Source organism: Streptomyces sp. NPDC104202 (assembly GCF_055584185.1).
Genome location: NZ_JBVJMN010000017.1, coordinates 60,457 through 82,527, shown reverse-complemented (window position 1 = coordinate 82,527; position 22,071 = coordinate 60,457). Strand labels below are relative to the sequence as shown.

The following is a 22,071-nucleotide window of genomic DNA, read 5'->3' as shown; positions in this document are numbered from 1 at the left end:
ACGATTGTCTAACGGCCGGGTACAGTGCTGTCATGGGACACAAGGAAGACCTGCTCGACGGCGCCAAGCGCTGCCTCCTGGAGAAGGGGTACGGGCGCACCACCGCGCGCGACATCGTCGCCGCGTCCGGCACCAACCTGGCCTCCATCGGCTACCACTACGGCTCCAAGGACGCCCTGCTCCAGCAGGCGTTCCTCGCGCTCACCGAGGAGTGGGGCGAGCAGGTCGGCCCCGCCGGCTCCGGCGAGGAGAAGCGCCCGCTGCCGGCCGACCCGTACCGGCGCTTCCACGCCGTCTGGGAACAGGTGATCGGTGCGGCCGAGGCGAGCCGGCCGGTCTGGAAGCTGCAGACCGAGATCGTCACCCGGCTCGACGACGACGAGAAGCTGCGCGACGCCATCAAGGAGCCGCAGCGCGAGGGGCGGCTCGGGATGGCCGAGGGCTTCCTCGGCATCGACCCGGAGGCCGACCCCGAGAAGGCCAGGGTCGCCGGGCTGCTCTGCCAGGCGCTGGCCACCGGCGTGATGATCCAGTGGATGGTCGACCCGGAGACGGCGCCGAGCGCCGACGACCTCACCGCGGGGCTCAAGGTCCTGATGGGGGAGGACAGCTGAGGACCACCTTGGCCCGGGCGTGCTCCTCCTCGACGTGCCGCAGCGCCCGGGGCGCCTCGGCCAGCGGATAGGTCCGCTCGACCACCGGCACGACGGCGCCGCGCTCGGCGAACTCCCGCAGCGCCGCCAGGTTCTCCCGGCGCGGCACGGCCGTCAGGACGCGGATCCGGCGGCCGGGGAGCCGGGAGAGCAACTGCCCCTTGAGGATCAAGGACATCGGCCCGAAGAGGCTGCCGCCCTCGAAGACGCCCCCGCCGGAGAGGACGAGCGTGCCGGTGGGGGAGAGGACCCGCCGGAGGTCGGCCAGCGACCGGTTGCCCACCAGGTCGAACACCAGGTCGTAGCGGTCCCGGCCGGCGGCGAAGTCCTCCCGGGTGTAGTCGACCACCCGGTCCGCGCCGAGCCCGAGGACCAGGGAGGCGTTCCGGGCGCTGCACACCCCGGTCACCTCGGCGCCCAGCGCCTTGGCAAGCTGCACGGCGAAGGTCCCGACGCCGCCGGAAGCACCGTTGACCAGCACCTTCGCGCCCGGCCGCACGTTCCCCAGGTCCCGCAGCCCCATCAGGGCGGTGTTGCCCGCCAGCGGGATGGCCGCCGCCTGTTCGAAGGTCAGGCCGGCCGGCTTGCGTGCGGTCGTCCCCTCGGGGGCGCACACGTACTCGGCGAACGTCCCGGGTGCCTCCCCGAAGACCTCGTCCCCGGGGCGCAGCCCGGTCACCCCGGGGCCCACGGCCTCGACGCGGCCGGCGAAGTCCCGGCCCCGGATCCGCTCCCTCGGTCTTCGCGGACCGAGGGCGAGCCGGGCCACGTACGGGTCGCCCCGCATGAGGTGCCAGTCGGCCGCGTTGACCGCGGCCGCGTGCACCCGGACCAGGACCTCCCGCTCGCCCGGCACCGGCCGCGCGACCTCGGCGAACTCCAGCACGTCCGCCGATCCGTACCGGTCCTGCACCCACGCCTTCATGACGCCTCCTCGGCCGTTCCCCGTGTCGTCCACGACGGTAGGGCGCCCGGCGGCGTCCGGACATCGGGGACGACCCCGACACGGCCCTGAGGGTCGGTCAGCCCGGAGGGCTACAGCTTGGCCGACTTCAGGGACATGTGGAGCAGGAGGCGGTCCTCGCCGTCGTCCAGGTCGAGGCCCGTGAGCTGTTCGACCCGTGACAGCCGGTAGTAGAGGGTCTGCCGGTGGATGCCCAGGGCGGCCGCCGTGCGGCCCGCCTGGCCGGCGTGGTCGAGGAACACCTCGGCGGTACGGGCCAGTTCGGCGTGGGCGGGGGCGAGCAGCGGCGCGACGACGGGATCGACCTCGGGGTGGTAGAGCGCGGCGAGCAGCCGGTACGGGCCGATCCCGGCCCACTCGGCGACCGGACCGAGCGTCGGCTGGGCCGCGGCGGCACGGGCCGCCGTACTGGCCTCGCGCCAGGCCGCCGGGAGCTCGGTCAGGCCCCGGCGGGGCGTGGCGATCCCGGCGGGCGCGGTCCCGCGCAGCCGTTCCGCGGCGGCGTGGGCGGGGGAGAGGTCCTCGGCGGTGCGCAGCCGTACGAGGACGGCGAGGGAGTCGGCCTCCGGGAGGGTGGCGACCGCCGCCGCGCCGGACACCGCCCGGACCGAGGGGGCCTCGCCCCGCCAGGGCGTCACGCAGACCAGGGCGTGCAGGCCGTCGGCGCTGGGGCCGAGGGCCGCCCGCAGGGCCGCGACGGCCATGTCGCTCTGCCAGCCGCGCCCGGCGGTCAGCACCGCGGCGAACTCGCGGGAGAGGTCGGCGTCCGCCCGCTCCTCGTCGGCGAGGAGGTCGCCGATGCGGGCGGCGACGTCCATGGCGGCGGCCAGCTGCGCGCGGGAGGGGCCGGGCTCGGCGTCGAGCAGCCAGACGTAGCCGAGGACCACACCCCGATGGCGTACCGGGAGGCAGATGCGGTCCCGGAAGACGCCCGCGTCCGGGGCGGCCGGGATGCGGACCGGGCCCGTCGCCCGGGTGATGCCGTACCCCTCGAACCAGGCGCGGACCGCCGGGGTGGACTTCCGGGTCAGGATCGACCGGGTCCGGACGGGGTCCATCGCGGTGTCGTCGTCGCTGTCGTGCGCCCCGAAGGCGATCAGCCCGAAATCGCGGTTCTCCAGCGTCGCCGGGGCGCCCAGCAGTGCGGAGATCTCGTCCACCAGTTCTTGGTAATCGCCCTTCACGAGGCCATTCTCGCACCCCTTCAGACATGTGTATGAGATGCCGCGTACGGATGCGTGACAGCTGTCGATGGCAGAGGATCGGAGCGATCCATAGGTTTCACGGTGGTTCTCCGTGCTGTTCCCGGTTCGTTCCCCTGATCCGGATATGGCCCCTTTCTCCTCATGCACTTTCTGGAGGTGCCCCGTGCTGGGTCCCGTGATCCTCGCCGCGTCGCGCAGCGACAAGATGCGCCGTTTCGTGTCGGCCGCCCCCGGGACCAAGCAGGTCGTCGCCCGCTTCATCGCCGGCGAGTCCGTCGACGACGTCGTGCCGATCGTCCGCGAGCTGGGCGACCGCGGCCTGGAGGTCACCCTCGACGTCGTCGGCGAGGACATCACCACCGTCGAGCAGTCCCACGCCGCGCGGGACGCCTACCTGGAGCTCATCGGCCGCCTCAAGGAGCTGGGCCTCGGCGAGCGCGCCGAGATGTCCGTCAAGCTCTCGATGTTCGGACAGTCGCTGGAGAACGGCCACGAGCTGGCCCTCGCGAACGTCCGCCCGGTCGTCGAGGCCGCCGCCGAGATCGGCACCACGGTCACCCTGGACGCCGAGGACCACACCACCCTCGACTCGATGTTCGCCATCCACACCGAGCTGCGGAAGTCCTTCCCGCAGACCGGCTGCGTCATCCAGGCGTACCTCTTCCGCACCGAGGACGACGCCCGCCGCCTCGCGGCCGAGGGCTCCCGCGTCCGCATCGTGAAGGGCGCCTACAAGGAGCCCGCCTCCGTCGCCCTCCAGGACAAGCCCGAGATCGACAAGGCCTACGTCCGGATCATGAAGATCCTGATGGAGGGTGAGGGCTACCCGATGATCGGCTCCCACGACCCGCGCCTGATCTCCGTCGGCCAGGAGCTCGCCCGCCGCGCCGGGCGCAAGCTGGACGAGTACGAGTTCCAGATGCTGTACGGCATCCGCACGGAGGAGCAGAACCGGCTCGCCGCCGAGGGGCACCGCATGCGCGTGTACACCGCCTACGGCACCGACTGGTACGGCTACTTCATGCGCCGCCTCGCGGAGAAGCCGGCCAACCTGCTCTTCTTCGTCCGCTCCATCCTCACCAAGGGCTGAGCCCACCTCTCACAAGGAGTATCGAGACTCATGGACGCTGTCACCCAGGTCCCCGCTCCGGTCAACGAGCCGGTGCACAGCTACGCCCCCGGTTCCCCCGAGCGCTCCCGCCTGGAGACCAAGCTCAAGGAGCTGGCCGAGAACCCGCGCGAGCTGCCGATGACCATCGGCGGCGTGAAGCGTCTCGGCGGCGGCGAGGAGTTCAAGGTCGTCCAGCCGCACAACCACGCGGCCGTCATCGGCACCTTCCGCGGCGCCACCGAGCAGGACGCCCAGGACGCGATCGACGCCGCCCTGGCCGCGGCCCCGGCCTGGCGCGCGATGTCCTTCGACGACCGCGCCGCGATCATCCTGCGCGCCGCCGAGCTGCTGGCCGGCCCGTGGCGCGAGACGCTCGCCGCGTCGACCATGCTCGGCCAGTCGAAGACCGCCCAGCAGGCCGAGATCGACACCCCGTGCGAGCTCGTCGACTTCTGGCGCTTCAACGTGGCGTACGCCCGTCAGATCCTGGCCGAGCAGCCGCCGGCCAACTCCCCGGGTGTGTGGAACCGTCTGGACCACCGCCCGCTGGAGGGCTTCGTCTACGCGATCACGCCGTTCAACTTCACGGCGATCGCGGGCAACCTGCCCACCGCCCCCGCCCTCATGGGCAACGTGGTGGTCTGGAAGCCGTCCCCGACGCAGACCCACTCCGCCGTGCTCCTCATGGAGCTCCTGGAGGAGGCCGGCCTGCCCAAGGGCGTCATCAACCTGGTGACCGGTGACGGCATCGCCGTCTCCGAGGTGGCCCTCAACCACCGCGACCTGGCCGGTATCCACTTCACCGGCTCGACCCGCACCTTCCAGCACCTGTGGAAGACGGTCGGCACCAACATCGAGAAGTACCGCTCCTACCCGCGGATCGTGGGCGAGACCGGCGGCAAGGACTTCGTCGTCGCGCACCCCAGCGCCGACCGCGCCATCCTGAAGACCGCGCTGACCCGCGGCTCCTTCGAGTTCCAGGGCCAGAAGTGCTCCGCGTCCTCGCGCGCGTACATCCCGGCGTCGATCTGGAACGACGGCTTCAAGGAGGAGTTCGCGGCGGAGGTCGACGGCATCACCATGGGTGACGTCACCGACCTGTCGAACTTCATCGGCGCCGTCATCGACGAGCGCTCGTTCGCCAAGAACAAGGCCGCGATCGACCGTGCCGCGGCCGACCCGACCTGCACGATCATCGCCGGCGGCACGTACGACGACTCGGTGGGCTACTTCGTCCGCCCGACCGTCATCGCCTGCACGGACCCGGAGAACGAGGTCTTCAAGGCCGAGTACTTCGGCCCGATCCTGGCGATCCACGTGTACGACGACAGCGCCGCCGACGGGTACGACGCGATGCTGACCCAGATGGAGTCGGTCTCGGACTACGCCCTCACCGGCTCGGTCATCTCCGGCGACCGCGCGGCCACCGCGGCCACGATGGAGAAGCTCCGCTTCGCCGCGGGCAACTTCTACATCAACGACAAGTCGACCGGCGCCGTCGTCGGCCAGCAGCCCTTCGGCGGCGGCCGTGCCTCGGGCACCAACGACAAGGCCGGCGCCCCGCAGAACCTGATGCGCTGGACGCTGACCCGCGCCATCAAGGAGACCCTGGTCCCGCCGACCGAGTACGGCTACCCCCACATGGGCTGACGCCCCCGCCTCACCGAGGCCCCCTGACACCGCCCCCCTCCCCGGTCCCCCAACCGAGGACGGGGGCGGTTCTCATGCGCCGGCCGGGCCGGGCGGGGCGTCGAACCCCCCGGCGACGCGGAGCACGCTCTTGCCGTGCGTGGCGCCCTCGCGGAGCCGGCGCACCGCGAGGCCGAGCTCGGCCGGGCCGTACTCCGCGGTGACGTCGACGGAGATCCGTCCCTCGGCGAGCAGGCCGAGCGCGCGGCGGGCGGAGTCGGCGAGGCGTTCGGGGTGCGTACGGCTCAGCAGCGCGCCGTTGTAGGTCATCAGCGACCGGCCGTCCCCGAGCAGCGCGTCGGTGTCGGCGAGGACGGTCCCGCCGCCGCCGAGCGCGCCGTACGCGACGAGGCGTCCGTGCGGGGCGAGCGCGCGCAGCCCGGCCCGGCGGGTCGGGCCGCCGACCGGGTCGAGGACGACGTCGAACCGTTCGTCGCCGAGTGCGGCAGGGAGGTCCTCGCGCACCAGGACCTCGTCGAAGCCGGATCCGGCCGCGTAGGCGGCCCGGCCGGCGCTCCCGGCCACGCCGACGATCCGGGCGGCGCCGGCCAGCCGGGCGAACTGCGCGGCCTGGCCGCCGACCGCGCCGGCCGCGCCGTGGATCAGGACCCGGTCGCCGGCGCGCACCCGGGCGACGGTGTGGACGAGGTCGTAGGCGGTCGGAGTGGACCAGCCGAACGCCGCCGCCGTCCGCAGCGGCAGGTCGCCGACGGCGAGCGCGAGGACCGAAGGGACGACGAGCACCTCGGCGTGGGCGCCGCCCGCGGCGAGCGCGGTGACGGCCTCCCCGAGGCGGTCCTCGTCGACGCCGGGCCCGACCGCGACGACGTGCCCGGACGCCTCGAAGCCGGGGACGAAGGGGCGGGGCACCGGGAAGAGGCCGTCCCTGACCATCGTGTCGCCCCACTGGACGCCGGCGTAGGCCACGCGGAGCGCGACCTCGCCGGGGCCGGGGGCGGGGGTGTCGAGCTCGGTGATGCGGTAGTGGTCGTCGCTGTCGAGAACGATCGCCCTCATGGAAGCAGCCTCCTGTGCTGACTCAGTATCCTGTGACAGGCCGTCGTCGGGAACGGTAGGTGTAACAGGTACCTGAGTCAACACAGGATTCTGTGAATGCGGGTGCCGGGTACGGGAACGAGGGAGTGAGCGCATGGCCGACATGCCCGTCGAGGAGTACCTCTGCAGCCGGATCAGGCGAGCGGAGCAGGCGCTGATGGCGCACCACGAGGCCGTGCTGCGCGGGCACGGGCTGACCATGACGCAGTACACCGTGCTGCTCACCCTCTCGCGGGAGGGCGGGATGTCCGCGGCCCAGGCGGCGCGCGCCTGCGGAGTGACCCAGCAGAGCATGGCCAGCGTCGTCGCCACCATGGAGGGCAAGGGGCTCGTCCGGCGCGACCCGTCGCCCGTGCACGCCAAGGTGCAGATCGTCACGCCGACCGCCGAGGGGCTGTCCGTGCTGGGCCGGGCGTACGAGGAGGTCATCGTCCTGGAGCGGGCGCTCACCGACGCGTTCACCCCCGCCGAGCACGCCGCCCTCTGCGATCTCCTCGACCGCACCACGGCGGTCCTCGTCGACCAGACGCCGGCGGCCCGGACCCGCTGACGGGATCCGGGCCGGCGGCCGGGTGGACGGGGGTGGCGCGGGGGCGGTTCTCACGCGTCCTTCGCGACCCGCCGGGCCAGGAAGTCGTCGATGAGCGAGGCGATCGCCGGGGCGTGGGTCTCCAGGGCGAAGTGGCCGGTGGGGAGGAGGTGGACCTCGGCGTCCGGGAGGTCGCGGCGGAAGGCCTCGGCGCCGGCGGGGACGAAGACCTGGTCGCCCTCGCCCCAGACGGCGAGTAGGGGCACCCGGCTGGTGCGGAAGTACTCCTGGAAGGCCGGGTAGAGGGCGAAGTTGGTGCCGTAGTCGGCGATGAGGCCGAGCTGGATGTCGTCCTGGCCCTCGCGGGCCATCAGTGCGGCGTCGTGGTGCCAGGCGCCGGGGTCCAGCAGGTCGCGGTAGCGGTCCGGGACGCCGGTCTCGTACTGCCACCGGATGCCGTCGAGGGAGCGGATCGCGCGGACCGGCTCCTCGGTCTCGGGGGTGCGGCCGGCGATCAGGGCGAGGACCGGGGCCCAGGCGTCGGCGCCGAGGCCCTCCTCGTAGGCGTTGCCGTTCTGGCTGATGATCGCGGTGACGCGCTCCGGGTGGGCCAGGGCGAGGCGCAGGCCGATGGGGGCGCCGTAGTCCTGGATGTAGAGCGCGTACCGCTCCAGCCCCAGCGCCCGGGTGAAGTCGTCGGTGAGCGCGGCCAGTCCGGCGAAGGTGTAGTCGAAGTCGTCGGCCGAGGGGGCGGCGCTGCGGCCGAAGCCGAGGTGGTCGGGGGCGATCAGCCGGTAGTGGGGGGCGAGCAGCGGGATCAGGTCGCGGAACATGTGCGAGCTGGTGGGGAAGCCGTGCAGCAGCAGGAGGACGGGGGCGTCGGCGGGACCCGCCTCGCGGTAGGCGATCTCGTGGCCCCGGACGGTGACGGTGCGGTGGTGGGTCGGCAGCACGGACATCGTTCTAACCCCTTAGATGCGTTTCACTGGTTATGAGAAGACTCAAGCAAGTCTTGCTCTAACCTGTCAATGGTTTTTAGGAGGTTAGGAGGGCTGTGGCAGGGTGGGCCCATGACCGTGAGGACCGCGTCCACCCACGAACTCGGGGCGGTCCGGCTCCGTGCCGTCCGCGAGCTGCTCGACACCGCCTTCGGCGGCGACTTCGCCGACGAGGACTGGGACCACGCCCTCGGCGGCGTCCACGCCTGGATCGAGGACGGGCGGGGCGTCGCCGCGCACGGCGCCGTCGTCCTGCGGCGGGCCCTGCACCGAGGCCGCTCCCACCGCGTCGGCTACGTCGAGGGGGTCGCCGTGCGCGCGGACCTCCGGCGGCGGGGGCTCGGCGGGGCGGTGATGGCCGAGCTGGAACGCGTCGTCGACGGGGCGTTCGCCTTCGGGGCGCTCAGCGCCTCGGACGAGGGGCGCGCGCTCTACCGGGCGCGCGGCTGGCGGGTCTGGGAGGGGCGACTCGACGCCCTCGGGCCCGAGGGGCCCGTCCGCCTCGCCGAGGAGGAGGGGTCCCTCCTCCTGCGGCCGGCGGCCGGCCGGGTCCTCCCGGACCCGGCCCATCCGCTGGCCTTCGACTGGCGCGACGGCGACGTGCTGTGACGGCGACGTGCTGTGGCGGCGCGGGCGGACCGGCGCGGGCGGACTGGCGCCGTCATGGAGCCGGTCAGCCCTGCCGGCCCGCCTCCACGCGGCCGCGCTCCGTCTCCAGGCGGGCGGTGACCGCCGCCGTGACCGCGCTGCCGAGGGCGACGAAGAGCACCGCGTACCCCGGCAGGCCCAGGGCGAAGTAGGCGGCGGCGACGATCGCGAACCAGGCGCCGAGCAGCGCCTTGCCGCGCCGGCTCAGGAACAGCTGCTTCGCGGGGGCGGCCGGAACGGAGGGCAGGGCCCCCGCGGGCCCGTCGGTCGCCGCCTTCGGGCGCTTGAAGTAGCCGTACACCAGCCACTCGCCGCAGAGCTCCCAGCCCTCCGGCTCCAGCTCGCCCAGGACCTGGGTCCGGCGCCTGCCCTTGATCACCTCGCGGCGGTACTCCCAGGCGAGCGCGATGCCGGGGGCCCGGCGGCAGACGAACCGGCCGAGCGCGTCCAGCGATTCGACCTCCCAGCCCTGGTCGCCGTGGACGGCCAGCATCCGGCGGTCGTTGAAGAGGTCGGCGGTCCACGTCCAGTGCTCCGCCGCGCCGTCGGGTTCGCCGGGCGCCGGGGCGAGGCCGCCGAGCCCCTCCGCGAACAGCGCGGCCGGGCCGAACTCCTCCTCGGGCGCGGTCCCCGTCTCCGCGAGGTGCCCGCGCAGTTCGTCGGTCGTCCGCGCGATCTGCTCCTCGGTCACGCCCGCGGCGCGCAGCGTCTCCGTCAGCTCGGCGAAATAGGCGTCGGTGGTCATGGTGCGGTTCCCCCTGCGTGCAGTTGCGTCCGTACGGCCCGGTGGAACTCCGTCCAGGCCGCGCCCTCCTCCGCGAGCCGGGTCCGGCCCAGGGCGGTGAGGCGGTAGTAGCGGCGTCCGGGTCCGCGCTCGGCGGCGCGGAACTCGGCCTCGACGAGATCCGCCTGCTCCAGCCGGTTCAGTACGGGATAGAGGGTCCCGCCCTTGATCTCGCCGAGGCCCGCCTCGGCGAGCGCCTTGGCGATCTCGTACCCGTAACTCTCGCCGTGGGTCAGACAGGAGAGGACGAGGAGGTCGAGGACTCCCTTGAGCCAGCTGGATCTGCGGTCTGCGGCCATGGGTGCATCTCAGCACTACCTAGGTAGGAATGCAATCTAGATGGCGTTCCCGCCTCGGAGGTCGCCGTCTCAGATAGTAGGAAGTCCGAGTAATTGTGGAGACAGATGAGGAGGGCTGCCCTAGCTTTGTAGAAGCCGAACGTCTCGCTTCATCAAGCGAATGGCGGCCGAGAGCACGACGCCCTGTGCAGGCAACCCCTGCGGCGACGCTCCCCGCCCCTTCCGGCGCCTTCGATCACCACTGATCTCCGCACGCCCGGATCACCACTGATCTCAAGGAGTCGATCCCCCATGGCCGTTCAGACCGCCCCCCGCGTCCGCCACTCCGCCAACCGCCCCAGCGACGAGGCCCGCCAGAACGCGGCCGCCGCGCTCCAGCGCGCCCTCGACCGTCGCGACAACGGCGGCTCCACCGGTCACTGACCGGCCCGGCGGGCCCGCCGTCCGGCTGTCCGTTCGTCCACATGGCGGACGGAACGTGTCAGACGATGGGACGAAGAGTAGGGTGCCGACATGTCTCACAGCATCAATCTCGCAGTCATCCCCGGCGACGGCATCGGCCAGGAGGTCGTGGCCCAGGGCCTCAAGATCCTCGCGGCCGTCCTTCCCCAGGACGTGAAGCTGGAGACGGAGGAGTACGACTTCGGCGCCAAGCGCTACCACGCCACCGGTGAGACCCTCACCGACGCCGACCTCGACTCCCTCAAGAAGCACGACGCCATCCTGCTCGGCGCCATCGGCGACCCGTCGGTGCCGTCCGGCGTCCTGGAGCGCGGCTTCCTCCTGAAGCTCCGCTTCGCCTTCGACCACCACGTGAACCTGCGTCCGTCGAAGCTGCTCCCCGGCGTGGCCACCCCGCTCGCCGGGCAGCCCGCGATCGACTTCGTGGTCGTCCGCGAGGGCACCGAGGGCCCCTACACGGGCAACGGCGGCACCATCCGCAAGGGCACCCCGCACGAGGTCGCCACCGAGGTCTCGGTCAACACCGCCTTCGGTGTCGAGCGCGTGGTCCGGGACGCCTTCGCCCGCGCCCAGGCCCGTCCGCGCAAGAAGCTGACGCTGGTCCACAAGAACAACGTGCTGACCTTCGCCGGCCACCTCTGGACGGACACGTTCCACCGGGTCGCGGCCGAGTTCCCGGAGGTCGCCACCGACTACCTGCACGTCGACGCCGCGACGATCTTCCTCGTCACCGACCCGGCCCGCTTCGACGTGATCGTCACCGACAACCTCTTCGGCGACATCATCACCGACCTCGCCGCGGCCGTCTCCGGCGGCATCGGCGTCGCCGCCTCGGGCAACATCAACCCGAGCGGCGCCTTCCCGTCCATGTTCGAGCCGGTCCACGGCTCCGCGCCGGACATCGCGGGCCAGGGCAAGGCCGACCCCACGGCCACCGTCCTGTCCGTCGCCCTCCTGCTGCGCCACCTCGGCTACGAGGCCGAGGCCGCCCGGGTCGAGGAGGCCGTCGCGGCCGACCTCACCGAGCGGGGCGACACCGTCCGCACCACGGACGAGATCGGCGACGCGCTCGCCGCGCGAGTAGCGAGCTGACCCGCGCCGACTGACTCTCCACAGCAGCCGCCGGGTCGCCTCAGCGCCCGGCGGCTGTACCTGTGCGGCCGCAGGGTGCCACCATCGAACCCTGGACCGCGTTCACCCGTTTCGTGCACCGGCCCCCACGCGCGATAATCGAACGTGGGGCCGCGGCATGCGGGCATGCTCGGACGTCCTCGTAACCGGGGCGTCAGCCGCAGACTGAGGCGTGAGCGCGGTCCGACACACACAACCGGTGAAGGACACGCACTCATGACGACGCCCACCATCGAGCTCAAGCCCTCCTCCAGCCCGCTGTCCGACGCGGAGCGCGAGGCGATCCTGGCCAACCCCGGGTTCGGCCGCCACTTCACCGACCACATGGTCACCATCCGGTGGACCGAGGGCCGCGGCTGGCACGACGGGCAGCTCGTGCCGTACGGCCCGCTGCACCTGGACCCGGCGACCAGCGTCCTCCACTACGCGCAGGAGATCTTCGAGGGCCTGAAGGCGTACCGCCGCCCCGACGGCACGGTCGCCACCTTCCGCCCCGACGCCAACGGCCGCCGCTTCCAGTACTCCGCGCGCCGGCTCGGCATGCCGGAGCTTCCCGTCGAGACCTTCATCGAGGCGTGTGACGCCCTCGTCCGCCAGGACCAGGCGTGGGTGCCGGCGCACGGCGGCGAGGAGTCCCTCTACCTGCGTCCGTTCATGATCGCGACCGAGGTCGGCCTGGGCGTCCGCCCGGCCAACGAGTACCTGTTCGTGGTCATCGCCTCCCCGGCCGGCGCGTACTTCCCGGCGGGCGTCAAGCCGGTCGCCATCTGGGCCTCCGAGGACCGCGTCCGCGCCGTCCCCGGCGGCGTCGGCGACGCCAAGACCGGTGGCAACTACGCCGCCTCCCTGCTCGCCCAGGCCGAGGCCGCCGAGAAGGGCTGCATCCAGGTCGCCTACCTCGACGCCGTCGAGCACAAGTGGGTCGAGGAGCTGGGCGGCATGAACCTGTACTTCGTGTACGGGAACAAGATCGTCACACCCACCCTCACCGGCTCGCTGCTCGCGGGCATCACCCGCGACTCGCTCCTCAGGGTCGCCGAGGACCTCGGCTACGAGTCGGAGGAGGCGCGGATCTCCATCGACCAGTGGCAGGACGACAGCGCGAACGGCACCCTGACCGAGGTGTTCGCCTGTGGCACCGCCGCCGTGATCACCCCGGTCGGCACCGTGAAGTCCGCCCGGGGCGAGTGGCACCACTCGGGCGGCGAGCCCGGCGAGGTCACGATGAAGCTCCGCGAGGCGCTCCTCGCCATCCAGACCGGCAAGGCCGAGGACGTCCACGGCTGGATGCACCAGCTGGGCTAGCCCCTATTCGGTCGCCGCCAGGGCTTCCGGGGCCTTCACGGTCCCGGGGGCCCTGTTCGCCGTCAGGACGGCGTACAGGGCGCCGCCGACGATGCCCGAGAGGACGAAGCTGCAGTCGATCCCGCCCGTGAGGGCGAGCAGCGGCCCCTCGTAGAGGGGTGTCGACACCGAGGCGAGGCCGACGGCGGCGCCGACCGCCCAGGAGAAGGTGGCGCGCGGGTGCCAGCCCGCCGAGAACCAGTAGATCCCGCCGCGCGAGCGGTTGTTGAAGACCTGGAGCGCCTCCGGGTCGTACGTGCCGCCGCACCGCGCGTGCCCGATCAGGGTGATCACGGCCCACGGGGTGCCGATCGCGGTGAGCAGCAGGACGAACGAGGTCATCGCGGTCTGCGCGTCCGAGGCGAAGTGGCCGAGGAAGACGAAGGCCGTCGCCACCGCCGCGACGACGAGCGTGGCGTGCGCGCGGGTGGCCCTCGGCAGGATCGCGTCCAGGTCGAGCCCCATCGAGTACAGCATCAGGCCGGCGTTGCCGACGGAGCCGGCGGTGGCCGCGAGGAGCAGCGGTACCAGGTACCAGGCGGGCGAGGCGGCGACGAGCGGGCCCGCGTAGTCGAGCCCGCCGCGGGACGCGAGCGCGGTGAACGTGCCGAAGAGCTGGGGGACGAGCAGGCCGACGACGAGGCCGAGACACGTGGCCCGCCAGACCTTCCGCGGGCTGTGGCGCTCGGGGGAGACGTACCGGGTGTAGTCGCCGAGCAGGGTGATGAAGGCGACCGGTCCGCTGAGCCCGGCGGCGACCGCGGAGAACAGCCACGTCGGCCAGAACGAGCCGAGCAGGTACGGGGTGTCCGCCACGGCCGCGGTCGTGAAGTCCCCGGCGTAGGCGGCGATGCCGACGGCGAGCAGCACGGTCATGACGACCGCGAGCGCCTTGCTGAGCCGGAGCAGCAGCCGGTAGCCGTACACGGCGGCGACCACCGTGCAGGCGGCGAGCAGCGCGTACACGGCGGCGTGCGCCGCTCCGCCGGTCGGTAGTCCGACCAGCCGGGCGAGGGTCCCGACCATGACGTCGCCGCCGATCCAGAGGGTCAGCGCCGTGTAGCCGAGGGAGAGCAGCAGGCCGACCACCGAGCCGACGAGCCGGCCGCGGACGCCGAAGAAGGCGCCGGAGGAGGTGGAGAGGTTGGTGGCCGTACGGAGGGAGACCAGCGCCAGCGGTGCGGTGACGGCGACGCCGGCGAGGGTGCCGGTCACGACGGACGTGACCGAGGCCCAGAAGCCGAGGCCGAAGGAGACCGGGAGCCAGCCGAAGACGATGACGCCCAGGCAGAGGTTGGATCCGAGCAGGATCGAGACGAGGTCGCGGGGGCCGCTGGTGCGTTCGGCCTCGGGGATGGTGTCGACTCCGCGCTGTTCGATCGGCATGCGGCCTCCTGGGGGACGGGAGCGGTACTGATTTAGAGTGACGCTCAATGTGACCTCAGCCCGTCCCGCACGTCAATCCTTGGAAGACTGTGAATAAGCATTTAGAGTGTTGCTCAAAGATGTCGGCGCGGCGGCGGGCGGGAACGCGCGCTTCCGCCCCTCCGGGGCCGACCCGCGCCTCGACTTCGTCCGAGCCTCCCAAGGACTTCCGATGACCTTCCGTATGCCCGCCGAGTGGATGCCGCACGAGCGCACCTGGATGGCCTGGCCCAGCACCAACCCCACCTTCACGAACGCGGAGGAGCTCGCCGAGGCGCGCGCCGCGTGGGCGTCGGTGGCCCGTGCCGTCCGCGCCTTCGAGCCGGTGACGATGGTGGTCGCCCCCGGCGACACCGAGTCGGCCGCCGCGCTCCTCGGCCCGGACGTCGAGCTCGTCGAGCGCGAACTCGACGACGCCTGGATGCGGGACATCGGCCCGACCTTCGTCACCGACGGCACCGCGCTGGCCGCCGTCGACTGGGTGTTCAACGGCTGGGGCGCCCAGGACTGGGCCCGCTGGGAGCACGACTCGAAGATCGCCCGGCACGTCGCGGACACGGCGGGCGTCCCGGTCCTCTCCTCCCCCCTCGTCAACGAGGGCGGCGCCCTCCACGTCGACGGCGAGGGCACCGTCCTGCTCACCGACACCGTCCAGCTCGGCGCCGGCCGCAACCCCGGGTGGACCCGCGAGCAGGTCGAGGCCGAGATCCACGCCAAGCTCGGCACGACGAAGGCGATCTGGCTCCCGCACGGCCTCAGCGGCGACTACGGCCTCTACGGCACCCAGGGCCACGTCGACATCGTCGCCGCCTTCGCCCGCCCCGGCACGGTCCTCGTCCACAGCCAGCAGGACCCGGCCCACCCCGACCACGAGCGCTCCCGCCTCTACGTCGAGCTGCTGCGCGCCGAGACCGACGCCCAGGGCCGCCCGCTGGAGGTCATCGAGATCCCGGCCCCCACCGTCCTGAAGGACGAGGAGGGCGACTGGGTCGACTACTCGTACATCAACCACTACCTGTGCAACGGCGGCGTCGTCCTCTGCGCCTTCGACGACCCGCACGACGAGCTGGCCGCCGAGATCTTCCGCCGCCTCTTCCCGGAGCGCGAGGTCGTCCTGGTCGACGCCCGCACGATCTTCGCCGGCGGCGGCGGCATCCACTGCATCACCCAGCAGCAGCCGAAGGTCTGAGGCCGGACGGGGGATGAGGTAGAACGTACGAGTGACCCGTATGGACCCCTCCGACCCCTCCCGCCCCTCCGTCGCGGCCGCCCCGCCCCGCCGGCGCAACCAGGCCGCCCCGCCCCGCGAGGAGCTGCTCGCCGCCGCCATGGACACCATCGCCGAGCGCGGGCTCGACGGGCTCACCATGGCGGGGCTCGGGCGGCAGGTCGGGATGAGCAGCGGGCACCTGCTCTACTACTTCCGCACCAAGGACGAGCTGCTGCTCCAGACCCTGGAGTGGAGCGAGGGGCGCCTCGGCGCGGAGCGCAGCGCCCTGCTCTCCCGGCCCGGGACCGCCCGCGAGCGGCTCGACGGGTACGTCGACGTCTACGTGCCCGACGGCCCGCGCGATCCGCACTGGATCCTCTGGCTGGAGGTCTGGAACCGGTCCCAGAACGCGGACGCCGACGCCCGGGTCCGGCAGGCCGCCATCGAGGGGGCCTGGCACCGCGACCTGGTCGCGATCCTCGCCGAGGGCGTCTCGCGCGGCGAGTTCCGGCCGGTCGACCCGGACCGCTTCGCCACCCGCACGAGGGCGCTCCTGGACGGCTTCAGCGTGCACGTCGCCGTCGGCGTGCCCGGCACCGGACGCGAGCAAGTCCTGGCACACGTAAGAGAGTTCATCGAGCAGGGCCTGCTGCCGCGGGCCTAGTGGCGGCCTGGCCGCGCGCCGGCCCGCCGTCACCCCCCGCCCGGGCCGCGACCACAACGCACGCAAGTACACGGGATCGTTGCCCGCTGCACCCTTGTTGCCCCGGCGTCACCTCCGGCACGGTTCCGGTCCATGGGACGAGAGCACTGGAAGAAGATCTGGGTCGGCTCCGCCGGCAACATGGTCGAGTGGTTCGACTGGTTCGTGTACGCCAGTTTCGCCACCTACTTCGCGGGGGCGTTCTTCCCCGAGGGGAACGAGACGGCCAAACTCATGAACACCGCCGGCATCTTCGCCGTCGGCTTCTTCATGCGGCCCGTCGGCGGCTGGCTCCTCGGCCGGGTCGGCGACCGCAGGGGCCGCAAGGCGGCCCTCACCCTCACCGTCACCCTGATGTCCGCCTCCGCACTCCTCATCGCGGTCGCGCCCACCTACGCCGTCGCCGGGTACGGCGGCGCCGCCGTCCTCCTGGTCGCCCGCCTCCTCCAGGGACTGTCCGTCGGCGGCGAGTACGCCGCCAGCGCCACCTACCTCACCGAGGCATCGGCCCCCGAGCACCGCGGCTTCGCCTCCAGCTTCCAGTACGTGTCGATGACCGCCGGCCAGATCCTCGGCCTCGGCCTGCTGCTCGTCCTCCAGCACACCCTCTCCACCGAGGCCCTGCACAGCTGGGGCTGGCGCATCCCCTTCGTCCTCGGCGCCCTCGGCGCGGCCGTCGTCTTCTACCTGCGCCGCACGATGCTGGAGACGGAGGTGTACGAGACGACCGCCGACGACGGGGTCGCGAGCGACCGGAAGGGCACCCTCACGGCGCTCTGGGCGCACCGGCGCGAGGCCTTCCTCGTCGTCGCGCTCACCGTGGGCGGCACCGTCGCGTACTACACGTACACCACCTACCTCACCAAGTACCTCTCCAACTCCGCAGGCCTCCCCAAGCAGACCGCCACCCTGGTCTCCTTCTGCGCCCTCATCGTCTTCGCCTGCCTCCAGCCGCTCGCCGGACGCCTCTCCGACCGCATCGGCCGCCGCCCCCTGCTCATCACCTTCGCGGTGGGCTCCACGCTCCTCACCGTCCCGATCCTGACGATGCTGAAGCACGCCGGCTCCTTCTGGCCGGCCCTCGGGCTCTCGCTGCTCGCGCTGGTCGTCGTCACCGGCTACACCTCGATCAACGCCTGCGTGAAGGCCGAGCTCTTCCCCACCGGCATCCGCGCCCTCGGCGTCGCCCTCCCGTACGCCGTCGCCAACGCCCTCTTCGGCGGAACGGCCGAGTACGTGGCCCTCTGGTTCAAGGACGCGGGCGTCGAGTCGGGCTTCTCCTGGTACGTGGCGGGCTGCGCGGCCGTCTCCCTGGTCGTCTACCTCACGATGCGGGAGACCCGGGACATCGACCTGGGGCGGGTCGGCACGGACGGCGGTGACGCCCTGCCCGGCCGCGAGCCGGACCGCCTGCCCGTATCGTGAGATCCCCGTCCCGCCGGGACACCACCTGTGTCAGACTTCCGGCGTGCTTGCTACCACGATGATTATCGGCAGCAGCGCGCCGGTCCGCAGTGGCCACTGAATCGCGGCACGACCCCCGCGGCGGTGGACACCGTGCCCCAGACCCGCGCGCAGACCTCTCGCACCCGCGAGGGGTTTTTTCGTTTTCCGGCCCCACCCCTGCCGGAAACGGACGACGCGTGAGAATGGGGGCAAGTGGATCCAGACTTCCGGAGCCACATCCGACAGGAGCCATCACAGTCATGACCACGGAGAACGCCGAGAGCGCGCCCCTCGACGACAGCTTCCATGTCTTCGACACGACGCTGCGCGACGGGGCGCAGCGTGAAGGCATCAACCTCACCGTCGCGGACAAGCTGACCATCGCACGTCACCTCGACGACTTCGGCGTGGGCTTCATCGAGGGCGGCTGGCCCGGCGCCAACCCGCGCGACACGGAGTTCTTCGCCCGCGCCCAGCAGGAGATCGCGTTCAAGAACGCGCAGCTCGTCGCCTTCGGCGCCACCCGCCGGGCCGGCGGCAATGCCGCCGAGGACCCGCAGGTCAAGGCGCTCCTCGACTCCGGCGCCCCGGTCGTCACCCTGGTCGCCAAGTCCCACGACCGGCACGTCGAGCTGGCCCTGCGCACCACGCTCGACGAGAACCTGGAGATGGTCCGCGACACCGTCGCCCACCTGACCGCCCAGGGCCGCCGGGTCTTCGTCGACTGCGAGCACTTCTTCGACGGCTACAAGGCCAACCCCGACTACGCCAAGGCCGTCGTCCGCGCCGCCCACGAGGCCGGCGCCGACGTGGTCATCCTCTGCGACACCAACGGCGGCATGCTCCCCGCCCAGATCCAGGCCGTGGTCGCCACCGTCATCGCCGACACCGGCGCCCGCCTCGGCATCCACGCCCAGGACGACACCGGCTGCGCCGTCGCCAACACCCTGGCCGCCGTCGACGCCGGCGCCACCCACGTCCAGTGCACCGCCAACGGCTACGGCGAGCGGGTCGGCAACGCCAACCTCTTCCCGGTCGTCGCGGCCCTGGAGCTGAAGTACGGCAAGAAGGTCCTCCCCGAGGGCGCGCTCGCCGAGATGACCCGCATCTCGCACGCGATCGCCGAGGTCGTCAACCTGACCCCCTCCACCCACCAGCCCTACGTCGGCGTCTCCGCCTTCGCCCACAAGGCCGGACTCCACGCCTCGGCGATCAAGGTCGACCCGGACCTCTACCAGCACATCGACCCCGAGCTGGTCGGCAACACCATGCGGATGCTGGTCTCCGACATGGCGGGCCGCGCCTCCATCGAGCTCAAGGGCAAGGAGCTCGGCGTCGACCTGGGCGGCGACCGCGCCCTCGTCGGCCGCGTCGTCGAGCGGGTCAAGGAGCGCGAGCTCCAGGGCTACACATACGAGGCCGCCGACGCCTCCTTCGAGCTGCTGCTCCGCGAGGAGGCCGAGGGCCGGGCCCGCCGCTACTTCCGCACGGAGTCCTGGCGCGCGATCGTCGAGGACCGCCCCGACGGCACCCACGCCAACGAGGCCACCGTGAAGCTCTGGGCCAAGGGCGAGCGGATCGTCGCCACCGCCGAGGGCAACGGCCCCGTCAACGCGCTGGACCGGGCGATGCGGGTGGCGCTGGAGCGCATGTACCCGCCGCTGGCCAAGTTCGAGCTGGTCGACTACAAGGTCCGCATCCTGGAGGGCCGCCACGGCACCGAGTCGACGACCCGGGTCCTGGTCACCACCGGCGACGGCAACACCGAGTGGTCCACGGTCGGCGTCGGCGAGAACGTCATCGCCGCCTCCTGGCAGGCCCTGGAGGACGCCTTCACCTACGGGCTGCTGCGCGCCGGCATCGACCCCGCCGAATAGTCCGGCCATGTCCAGTTCGACACTGTTCGGGTAGCGTCGAACCATGAGGACCAGGGCGATGTCCACCGGGTCGGCCCTCGCGGGGCTGACGATGCTCCTGCTGCTGGTCCTGGCCCCCCTCGCGGGCGCCAGGGCCACGGGCGTACCCGATGCGGCCGCCGCCCTGAGACAGGGCCCGGTCTACGTCGACCCGGGAGCCGCCGACCAGCTTTCCGCGGCTGACGCGAAGGCCCTCGCGCAGAAGATCGAGGACGCGGACAAGCCGCTCTTCGTGGCGGTGCTGCCCGCGAACGGACAGTTCCCGCCGGAGGACCTCTTCCAGAACCTGCGGACGCGGACCGGCATCACCGGCCTGTACGCGATCCGGCTCGGCGACGGCTTCGATGCCCGCGCCGACCGCGCGGTGATGTCCCGGGACGCCGTGGACAACCTCGTCACCTCCGTACGGCAGCCGGGCGCCGACGCCGCCACCGAGCTGAACGACTTCGTCGACCAGGCCCTCCCGGTCCTGCGCGGCTCCGCCCCCGCTTCCTGGGGTTCCGCGGCGGCGGACTCCGGGGTCCCCGTCGCCGGCCTCGTCGCCCTCGGCGCGGTCGTCGTGGCGGGCGGCGCGGGCGCCTACGCCGTCGTCCGCCGCAACCGGCTCCGCAAGGAGGCCGAGGAGCGGGCCGCCCTCGACCGGCTGCGCGTGGTCGTCGACGAGGACATCACCGCCTTCGGCGAGGAGCTCGAACGCCTCGACTTCCACCCCGCCGAGCCCGGCGCCGACGACGCCATGCGCGGTGACTACGAACGCGCCCTCGACGCGTACGACCGGGCCAAGTCGCTGATGGCCGCGGCCGCCCGCCCCCACGACGTCCGCGCGGTGACCCAGGCGCTGGAGGACGGCCGCTACTCCCTCGCCGTCCTGGCCGCCCGGCGCGAGAACCGGCCCCTGCCGGAGCGCCGGCCCCCGTGCTTCTTCGACCCCCGCCACGGCCCCGCCGTCGGGGACCGGGAGTGGACCCCGGCCGCCGGCGCGCCGCGCCGGGTCCCGGTCTGCGCGGCCGACGGGGCCCGCCTCGACGACGGGCTCGACCCCGTCGCCCGCACCGTGGAGACCGACGGCGGCCGCCGCCCGTACTGGGAGGCGGGCCCGGCCTACGGCCCCTGGGCCGGCGGGTACTTCGGCGGCGGGATGCTCCCCGGCCTCCTCGTCGGCACCATGCTCGGCTCCGCGCTCGCCACCCCGGCCTACGCCGCCGAGTACGGGGGCGGCGAGTTCCAGGGCGGCGACTTCTCCGGCGGCGACTTCGGCTCCGGCGACTTCGGCGGCGGGGACTTCGGGGGCGGCGGGGACTTCGGCGGGGGCGGCGGCTTCGACGGCGGCGGCGGGTTCTGACCCGGCGGGCCCTCCCGTCTCAGATCAGCGGCTTCACCGACATCAGCAGATGGCGGTGGGTGCCGTCCGGGCCGTCGGTCAGCAGGGCGCGCTGGCCGGGGCCGAGGAGGTGGAAGCGGACCTCGGGGGCGTCCAGCGCGCCGAGCGCGTCCAGGAGGTACCCCGGGTTGAAGGCGACCGTCATCGACGCCGCCCCGGTCAGGGTGGCGGGCAGGCGCTGGGAGGCGACGTCGTCCTCGTATCCGGCCTGGAGGTGGAGGCCCGCGGCGGAGAAGGCCAGCTGGACCGGGCTGTCGCCCTCGGCGACGACCGCGACCCGGCGGACCGCCTCGGTGAGCGGGCCCCCCGCGGTCACCGCGAGGGCGTGGTCGCCGAGCGCGAAGAGCTTGTCGTGGCGGGGGAGCCGGCCGTCGAGCAGCCGGGTGGTGGCGCGGGTGCCGGCGCTCTCGAAGCCCAGGGAACCCGAGTCGAGGGCGAGCCGGGCCGGGCCGGCGCCGGCGAGCGAGCGGGCGATCTCGCTGAGGCGTCGGGCGGGGACGACCACGTCGGCGGGTTCGCCCGCGCCGCCCGCCTCGGGCTTCCACTCCAGGGCGCGGACGGCGTACCGGTAGCGGTCGGTGGCGGCCAGCGTCATCGTGTCGCCGTCCAGGGCGAGCCGGATGCCGGTCAGCACGGGCAGCGAGTCGTCCCGGCCGGCGGCGACGGCCACCTGTCCGACGGCCGTCGCGAAGGCGTCCCCGTCCACCAGGCCGCGGACCTCGGGCAGCGCCGGGGCGGCCGGGTAGTCGTCGAGGGGCAGCAGCGAGAGGCCGAAGCGGGCGTCGCCGGAGGTCACCGAGAGCCGGGCGCCCTCCACGGCGAGTTCCGCGTGGCCCCGGGGGAGCACCTTGCAGATGTCGACCAGGCGCCGGCCGAGGACCAGTGCCCGGCCCGGGACGACGGTGTCGGCCTCGACCTCGACGCGGGCGGAGGCCTCGTGGTCGAGGCCCGAGACCCGCAGCCGGCCGTCCGCCGCCTCCAGCAGCAGCCCGCCGAGGACGGGCAGCGGGGAGCGGGCGGGCAGGACCCGGGCGGCCCAGGTCACGGCCTCGGTCAACACGGCGCTGTCGATGCGGAATTCCATGCCGGCGACGCTAGTGGGCACCACTGACAGCGG

The 22,071-nt window shown here is 72.8% G+C and carries 21 protein-coding genes; 13 read left to right on the top strand and 8 right to left on the bottom strand.

Translation table 11 applies throughout. From position 1 onward, the window contains the following. The first annotated feature begins 32 nt into the window (after positions 1-32). A complete protein-coding gene (locus ACZ60W_RS14350; RefSeq protein ID WP_469755614.1) occupies positions 33-614 on the top strand; it encodes a TetR/AcrR family transcriptional regulator in 582 nt (193 codons plus the stop codon). Here ACZ60W_RS14350 and ACZ60W_RS14345 read toward each other — a convergent pair. Next, the gene (locus ACZ60W_RS14345; RefSeq protein ID WP_469755613.1) at positions 586-1,578 is read right to left on the bottom strand and encodes an NAD(P)-dependent alcohol dehydrogenase; all 993 of its coding nucleotides are present in this window, start codon (positions 1,576-1,578) and stop codon (positions 586-588) included. The two genes, ACZ60W_RS14350 and ACZ60W_RS14345, sit on opposite strands and share 29 nt — an antisense overlap. Positions 1,579-1,688: 110 nt before the next feature. Further along, a complete protein-coding gene (locus ACZ60W_RS14340) occupies positions 1,689-2,801 on the bottom strand; it encodes a PucR family transcriptional regulator (protein ID WP_469755612.1) in 1,113 nt (370 codons plus the stop codon). 184 nt (positions 2,802-2,985) lie between these two features. Between ACZ60W_RS14340 and ACZ60W_RS14335 the strand changes: the two genes are divergently transcribed. Both ACZ60W_RS14335 and pruA read left to right on the top strand, forming a co-directional pair. Beyond that, entirely contained in the window at positions 2,986-3,912 is a 927-nt protein-coding gene (locus ACZ60W_RS14335; RefSeq protein WP_469755611.1) for a proline dehydrogenase family protein, read from the top strand. A gap of 30 nt (positions 3,913-3,942) precedes the next feature. Further along, entirely contained in the window at positions 3,943-5,583 is a 1,641-nt protein-coding gene (gene pruA, locus ACZ60W_RS14330) for an L-glutamate gamma-semialdehyde dehydrogenase (protein WP_469755610.1), read from the top strand. A 72-nt stretch (positions 5,584-5,655) separates the two neighbouring features. On the opposite strand, the gene ACZ60W_RS14325 is transcribed toward pruA, so the two are convergent. Next, entirely contained in the window at positions 5,656-6,639 is a 984-nt protein-coding gene (locus ACZ60W_RS14325; protein ID WP_469755609.1) for a quinone oxidoreductase family protein, read from the bottom strand. Positions 6,640-6,772: 133 nt separating this feature from the next. Here ACZ60W_RS14325 and ACZ60W_RS14320 point away from each other — a divergent pair, with 133 nt between their 5' ends. Then, a complete protein-coding gene (locus tag ACZ60W_RS14320) occupies positions 6,773-7,228 on the top strand; it encodes a MarR family winged helix-turn-helix transcriptional regulator (RefSeq protein WP_469755608.1) in 456 nt (151 codons plus the stop codon). Between the two features lie 50 nt (positions 7,229-7,278). On the opposite strand, the gene ACZ60W_RS14315 is transcribed toward ACZ60W_RS14320, so the two are convergent. Then, positions 7,279-8,166, bottom strand: a complete 888-nt coding sequence (locus ACZ60W_RS14315) for an alpha/beta fold hydrolase (protein ID WP_469755607.1) — start codon at positions 8,164-8,166, stop codon at positions 7,279-7,281. Positions 8,167-8,277: 111 nt separating this feature from the next. On the opposite strand from ACZ60W_RS14315, the gene ACZ60W_RS14310 reads away from it, so the two are divergent. Then, entirely contained in the window at positions 8,278-8,814 is a 537-nt protein-coding gene (locus tag ACZ60W_RS14310; protein ID WP_469755606.1) for a GNAT family N-acetyltransferase, read from the top strand. Positions 8,815-8,878: 64 nt separating this feature from the next. On the opposite strand, the gene ACZ60W_RS14305 is transcribed toward ACZ60W_RS14310, so the two are convergent. Together ACZ60W_RS14305 and ACZ60W_RS14300 are read right to left on the bottom strand one after the other, a co-directional pair. Beyond that, positions 8,879-9,598, bottom strand: coding sequence for a hypothetical protein (locus tag ACZ60W_RS14305; protein ID WP_469755605.1), 720 nt, complete (start codon positions 9,596-9,598; stop codon positions 8,879-8,881). Next, a complete protein-coding gene (locus ACZ60W_RS14300) occupies positions 9,595-9,936 on the bottom strand; it encodes a PadR family transcriptional regulator (RefSeq protein ID WP_469755604.1) in 342 nt (113 codons plus the stop codon). Before ACZ60W_RS14300 ends, ACZ60W_RS14305 begins: the two co-directional genes overlap by 4 nt. A gap of 291 nt (positions 9,937-10,227) precedes the next feature. Between ACZ60W_RS14300 and ACZ60W_RS14295 the strand changes: the two genes are divergently transcribed. The 3 genes from ACZ60W_RS14295 (at position 10,228) to ACZ60W_RS14285 (ending at position 12,834) form a co-directional block, all read left to right on the top strand. Further along, positions 10,228-10,359 (top strand): hypothetical protein, encoded by a 132-nt coding sequence (locus tag ACZ60W_RS14295; protein ID WP_017235997.1) that lies wholly within the window; start codon positions 10,228-10,230, stop codon positions 10,357-10,359. A 90-nt stretch (positions 10,360-10,449) separates the two neighbouring features. Beyond that, entirely contained in the window at positions 10,450-11,490 is a 1,041-nt protein-coding gene (locus ACZ60W_RS14290) for a 3-isopropylmalate dehydrogenase (protein ID WP_469755603.1), read from the top strand. A 255-nt stretch (positions 11,491-11,745) separates the two neighbouring features. Further along, the gene (locus tag ACZ60W_RS14285) at positions 11,746-12,834 is read left to right on the top strand and encodes a branched-chain amino acid aminotransferase (protein WP_469755602.1); all 1,089 of its coding nucleotides are present in this window, start codon (positions 11,746-11,748) and stop codon (positions 12,832-12,834) included. A 3-nt stretch (positions 12,835-12,837) separates the two neighbouring features. On the opposite strand, the gene ACZ60W_RS14280 is transcribed toward ACZ60W_RS14285, so the two are convergent. Next, positions 12,838-14,259, bottom strand: a complete 1,422-nt coding sequence (locus tag ACZ60W_RS14280) for a cytosine permease (RefSeq protein ID WP_469755601.1) — start codon at positions 14,257-14,259, stop codon at positions 12,838-12,840. Between the two features lie 211 nt (positions 14,260-14,470). On the opposite strand from ACZ60W_RS14280, the gene ACZ60W_RS14275 reads away from it, so the two are divergent. From ACZ60W_RS14275 to ACZ60W_RS14255, 5 genes are all read left to right on the top strand, one after another. Then, the gene (locus tag ACZ60W_RS14275) at positions 14,471-15,487 is read left to right on the top strand and encodes an agmatine deiminase family protein (protein ID WP_469755600.1); all 1,017 of its coding nucleotides are present in this window, start codon (positions 14,471-14,473) and stop codon (positions 15,485-15,487) included. 139 nt (positions 15,488-15,626) lie between these two features. Then, the gene (locus ACZ60W_RS14270) at positions 15,627-16,172 is read left to right on the top strand and encodes a TetR/AcrR family transcriptional regulator (RefSeq protein ID WP_469755643.1); all 546 of its coding nucleotides are present in this window, start codon (positions 15,627-15,629) and stop codon (positions 16,170-16,172) included. Positions 16,173-16,304: 132 nt separating this feature from the next. Further along, entirely contained in the window at positions 16,305-17,636 is a 1,332-nt protein-coding gene (locus ACZ60W_RS14265; protein ID WP_469755599.1) for an MFS transporter, read from the top strand. A gap of 281 nt (positions 17,637-17,917) precedes the next feature. Further along, complete coding sequence (gene cimA, locus ACZ60W_RS14260; protein ID WP_469755598.1) at positions 17,918-19,534, top strand: citramalate synthase; 1,617 nt, start codon at positions 17,918-17,920, stop codon at positions 19,532-19,534. A gap of 43 nt (positions 19,535-19,577) precedes the next feature. Further along, positions 19,578-20,915, top strand: a complete 1,338-nt coding sequence (locus ACZ60W_RS14255; protein WP_469755597.1) for a hypothetical protein — start codon at positions 19,578-19,580, stop codon at positions 20,913-20,915. 19 nt (positions 20,916-20,934) lie between these two features. On the opposite strand, the gene dnaN is transcribed toward ACZ60W_RS14255, so the two are convergent. After that, positions 20,935-22,038, bottom strand: a complete 1,104-nt coding sequence (dnaN, locus tag ACZ60W_RS14250; RefSeq protein WP_469755596.1) for a DNA polymerase III subunit beta — start codon at positions 22,036-22,038, stop codon at positions 20,935-20,937. Between the last annotated feature and the right edge of the window lie 33 nt (positions 22,039-22,071).

Bases quoted from the DNA above. Each gene is read 5' to 3' on its own strand.
- ACZ60W_RS14325 (WP_469755609.1), bottom strand. From the start codon at position 6,639: ATGAGGGCGATCGTTCTCGACAGCGACGACCACTACCGCATCACCGAG.
- ACZ60W_RS14265 (WP_469755599.1), top strand. From the start codon at position 16,305: ATGGGACGAGAGCACTGGAAGAAGATCTGGGTCGGCTCCGCCGGCAAC.
- ACZ60W_RS14255 (WP_469755597.1), top strand. From the start codon at position 19,578: ATGAGGACCAGGGCGATGTCCACCGGGTCGGCCCTCGCGGGGCTGACG.
- ACZ60W_RS14310 (WP_469755606.1), top strand. From the start codon at position 8,278: ATGACCGTGAGGACCGCGTCCACCCACGAACTCGGGGCGGTCCGGCTC.
- pruA (WP_469755610.1), top strand. From the start codon at position 3,943: ATGGACGCTGTCACCCAGGTCCCCGCTCCGGTCAACGAGCCGGTGCAC.
- ACZ60W_RS14320 (WP_469755608.1), top strand. From the start codon at position 6,773: ATGGCCGACATGCCCGTCGAGGAGTACCTCTGCAGCCGGATCAGGCGA.
- ACZ60W_RS14315 (WP_469755607.1), bottom strand. From the start codon at position 8,166: ATGTCCGTGCTGCCGACCCACCACCGCACCGTCACCGTCCGGGGCCAC.
- ACZ60W_RS14275 (WP_469755600.1), top strand. From the start codon at position 14,471: ATGACCTTCCGTATGCCCGCCGAGTGGATGCCGCACGAGCGCACCTGG.
- ACZ60W_RS14290 (WP_469755603.1), top strand. From the start codon at position 10,450: ATGTCTCACAGCATCAATCTCGCAGTCATCCCCGGCGACGGCATCGGC.
- ACZ60W_RS14280 (WP_469755601.1), bottom strand. From the start codon at position 14,259: ATGCCGATCGAACAGCGCGGAGTCGACACCATCCCCGAGGCCGAACGC.
- ACZ60W_RS14300 (WP_469755604.1), bottom strand. From the start codon at position 9,936: ATGGCCGCAGACCGCAGATCCAGCTGGCTCAAGGGAGTCCTCGACCTC.
- ACZ60W_RS14270 (WP_469755643.1), top strand. From the start codon at position 15,627: ATGGACACCATCGCCGAGCGCGGGCTCGACGGGCTCACCATGGCGGGG.
- ACZ60W_RS14345 (WP_469755613.1), bottom strand. From the start codon at position 1,578: ATGAAGGCGTGGGTGCAGGACCGGTACGGATCGGCGGACGTGCTGGAG.
- cimA (WP_469755598.1), top strand. From the start codon at position 17,918: ATGACCACGGAGAACGCCGAGAGCGCGCCCCTCGACGACAGCTTCCAT.
- ACZ60W_RS14285 (WP_469755602.1), top strand. From the start codon at position 11,746: ATGACGACGCCCACCATCGAGCTCAAGCCCTCCTCCAGCCCGCTGTCC.
- ACZ60W_RS14305 (WP_469755605.1), bottom strand. From the start codon at position 9,598: ATGACCACCGACGCCTATTTCGCCGAGCTGACGGAGACGCTGCGCGCC.
- dnaN (WP_469755596.1), bottom strand. From the start codon at position 22,038: ATGGAATTCCGCATCGACAGCGCCGTGTTGACCGAGGCCGTGACCTGG.
- ACZ60W_RS14295 (WP_017235997.1), top strand. From the start codon at position 10,228: ATGGCCGTTCAGACCGCCCCCCGCGTCCGCCACTCCGCCAACCGCCCC.
- ACZ60W_RS14350 (WP_469755614.1), top strand. From the start codon at position 33: ATGGGACACAAGGAAGACCTGCTCGACGGCGCCAAGCGCTGCCTCCTG.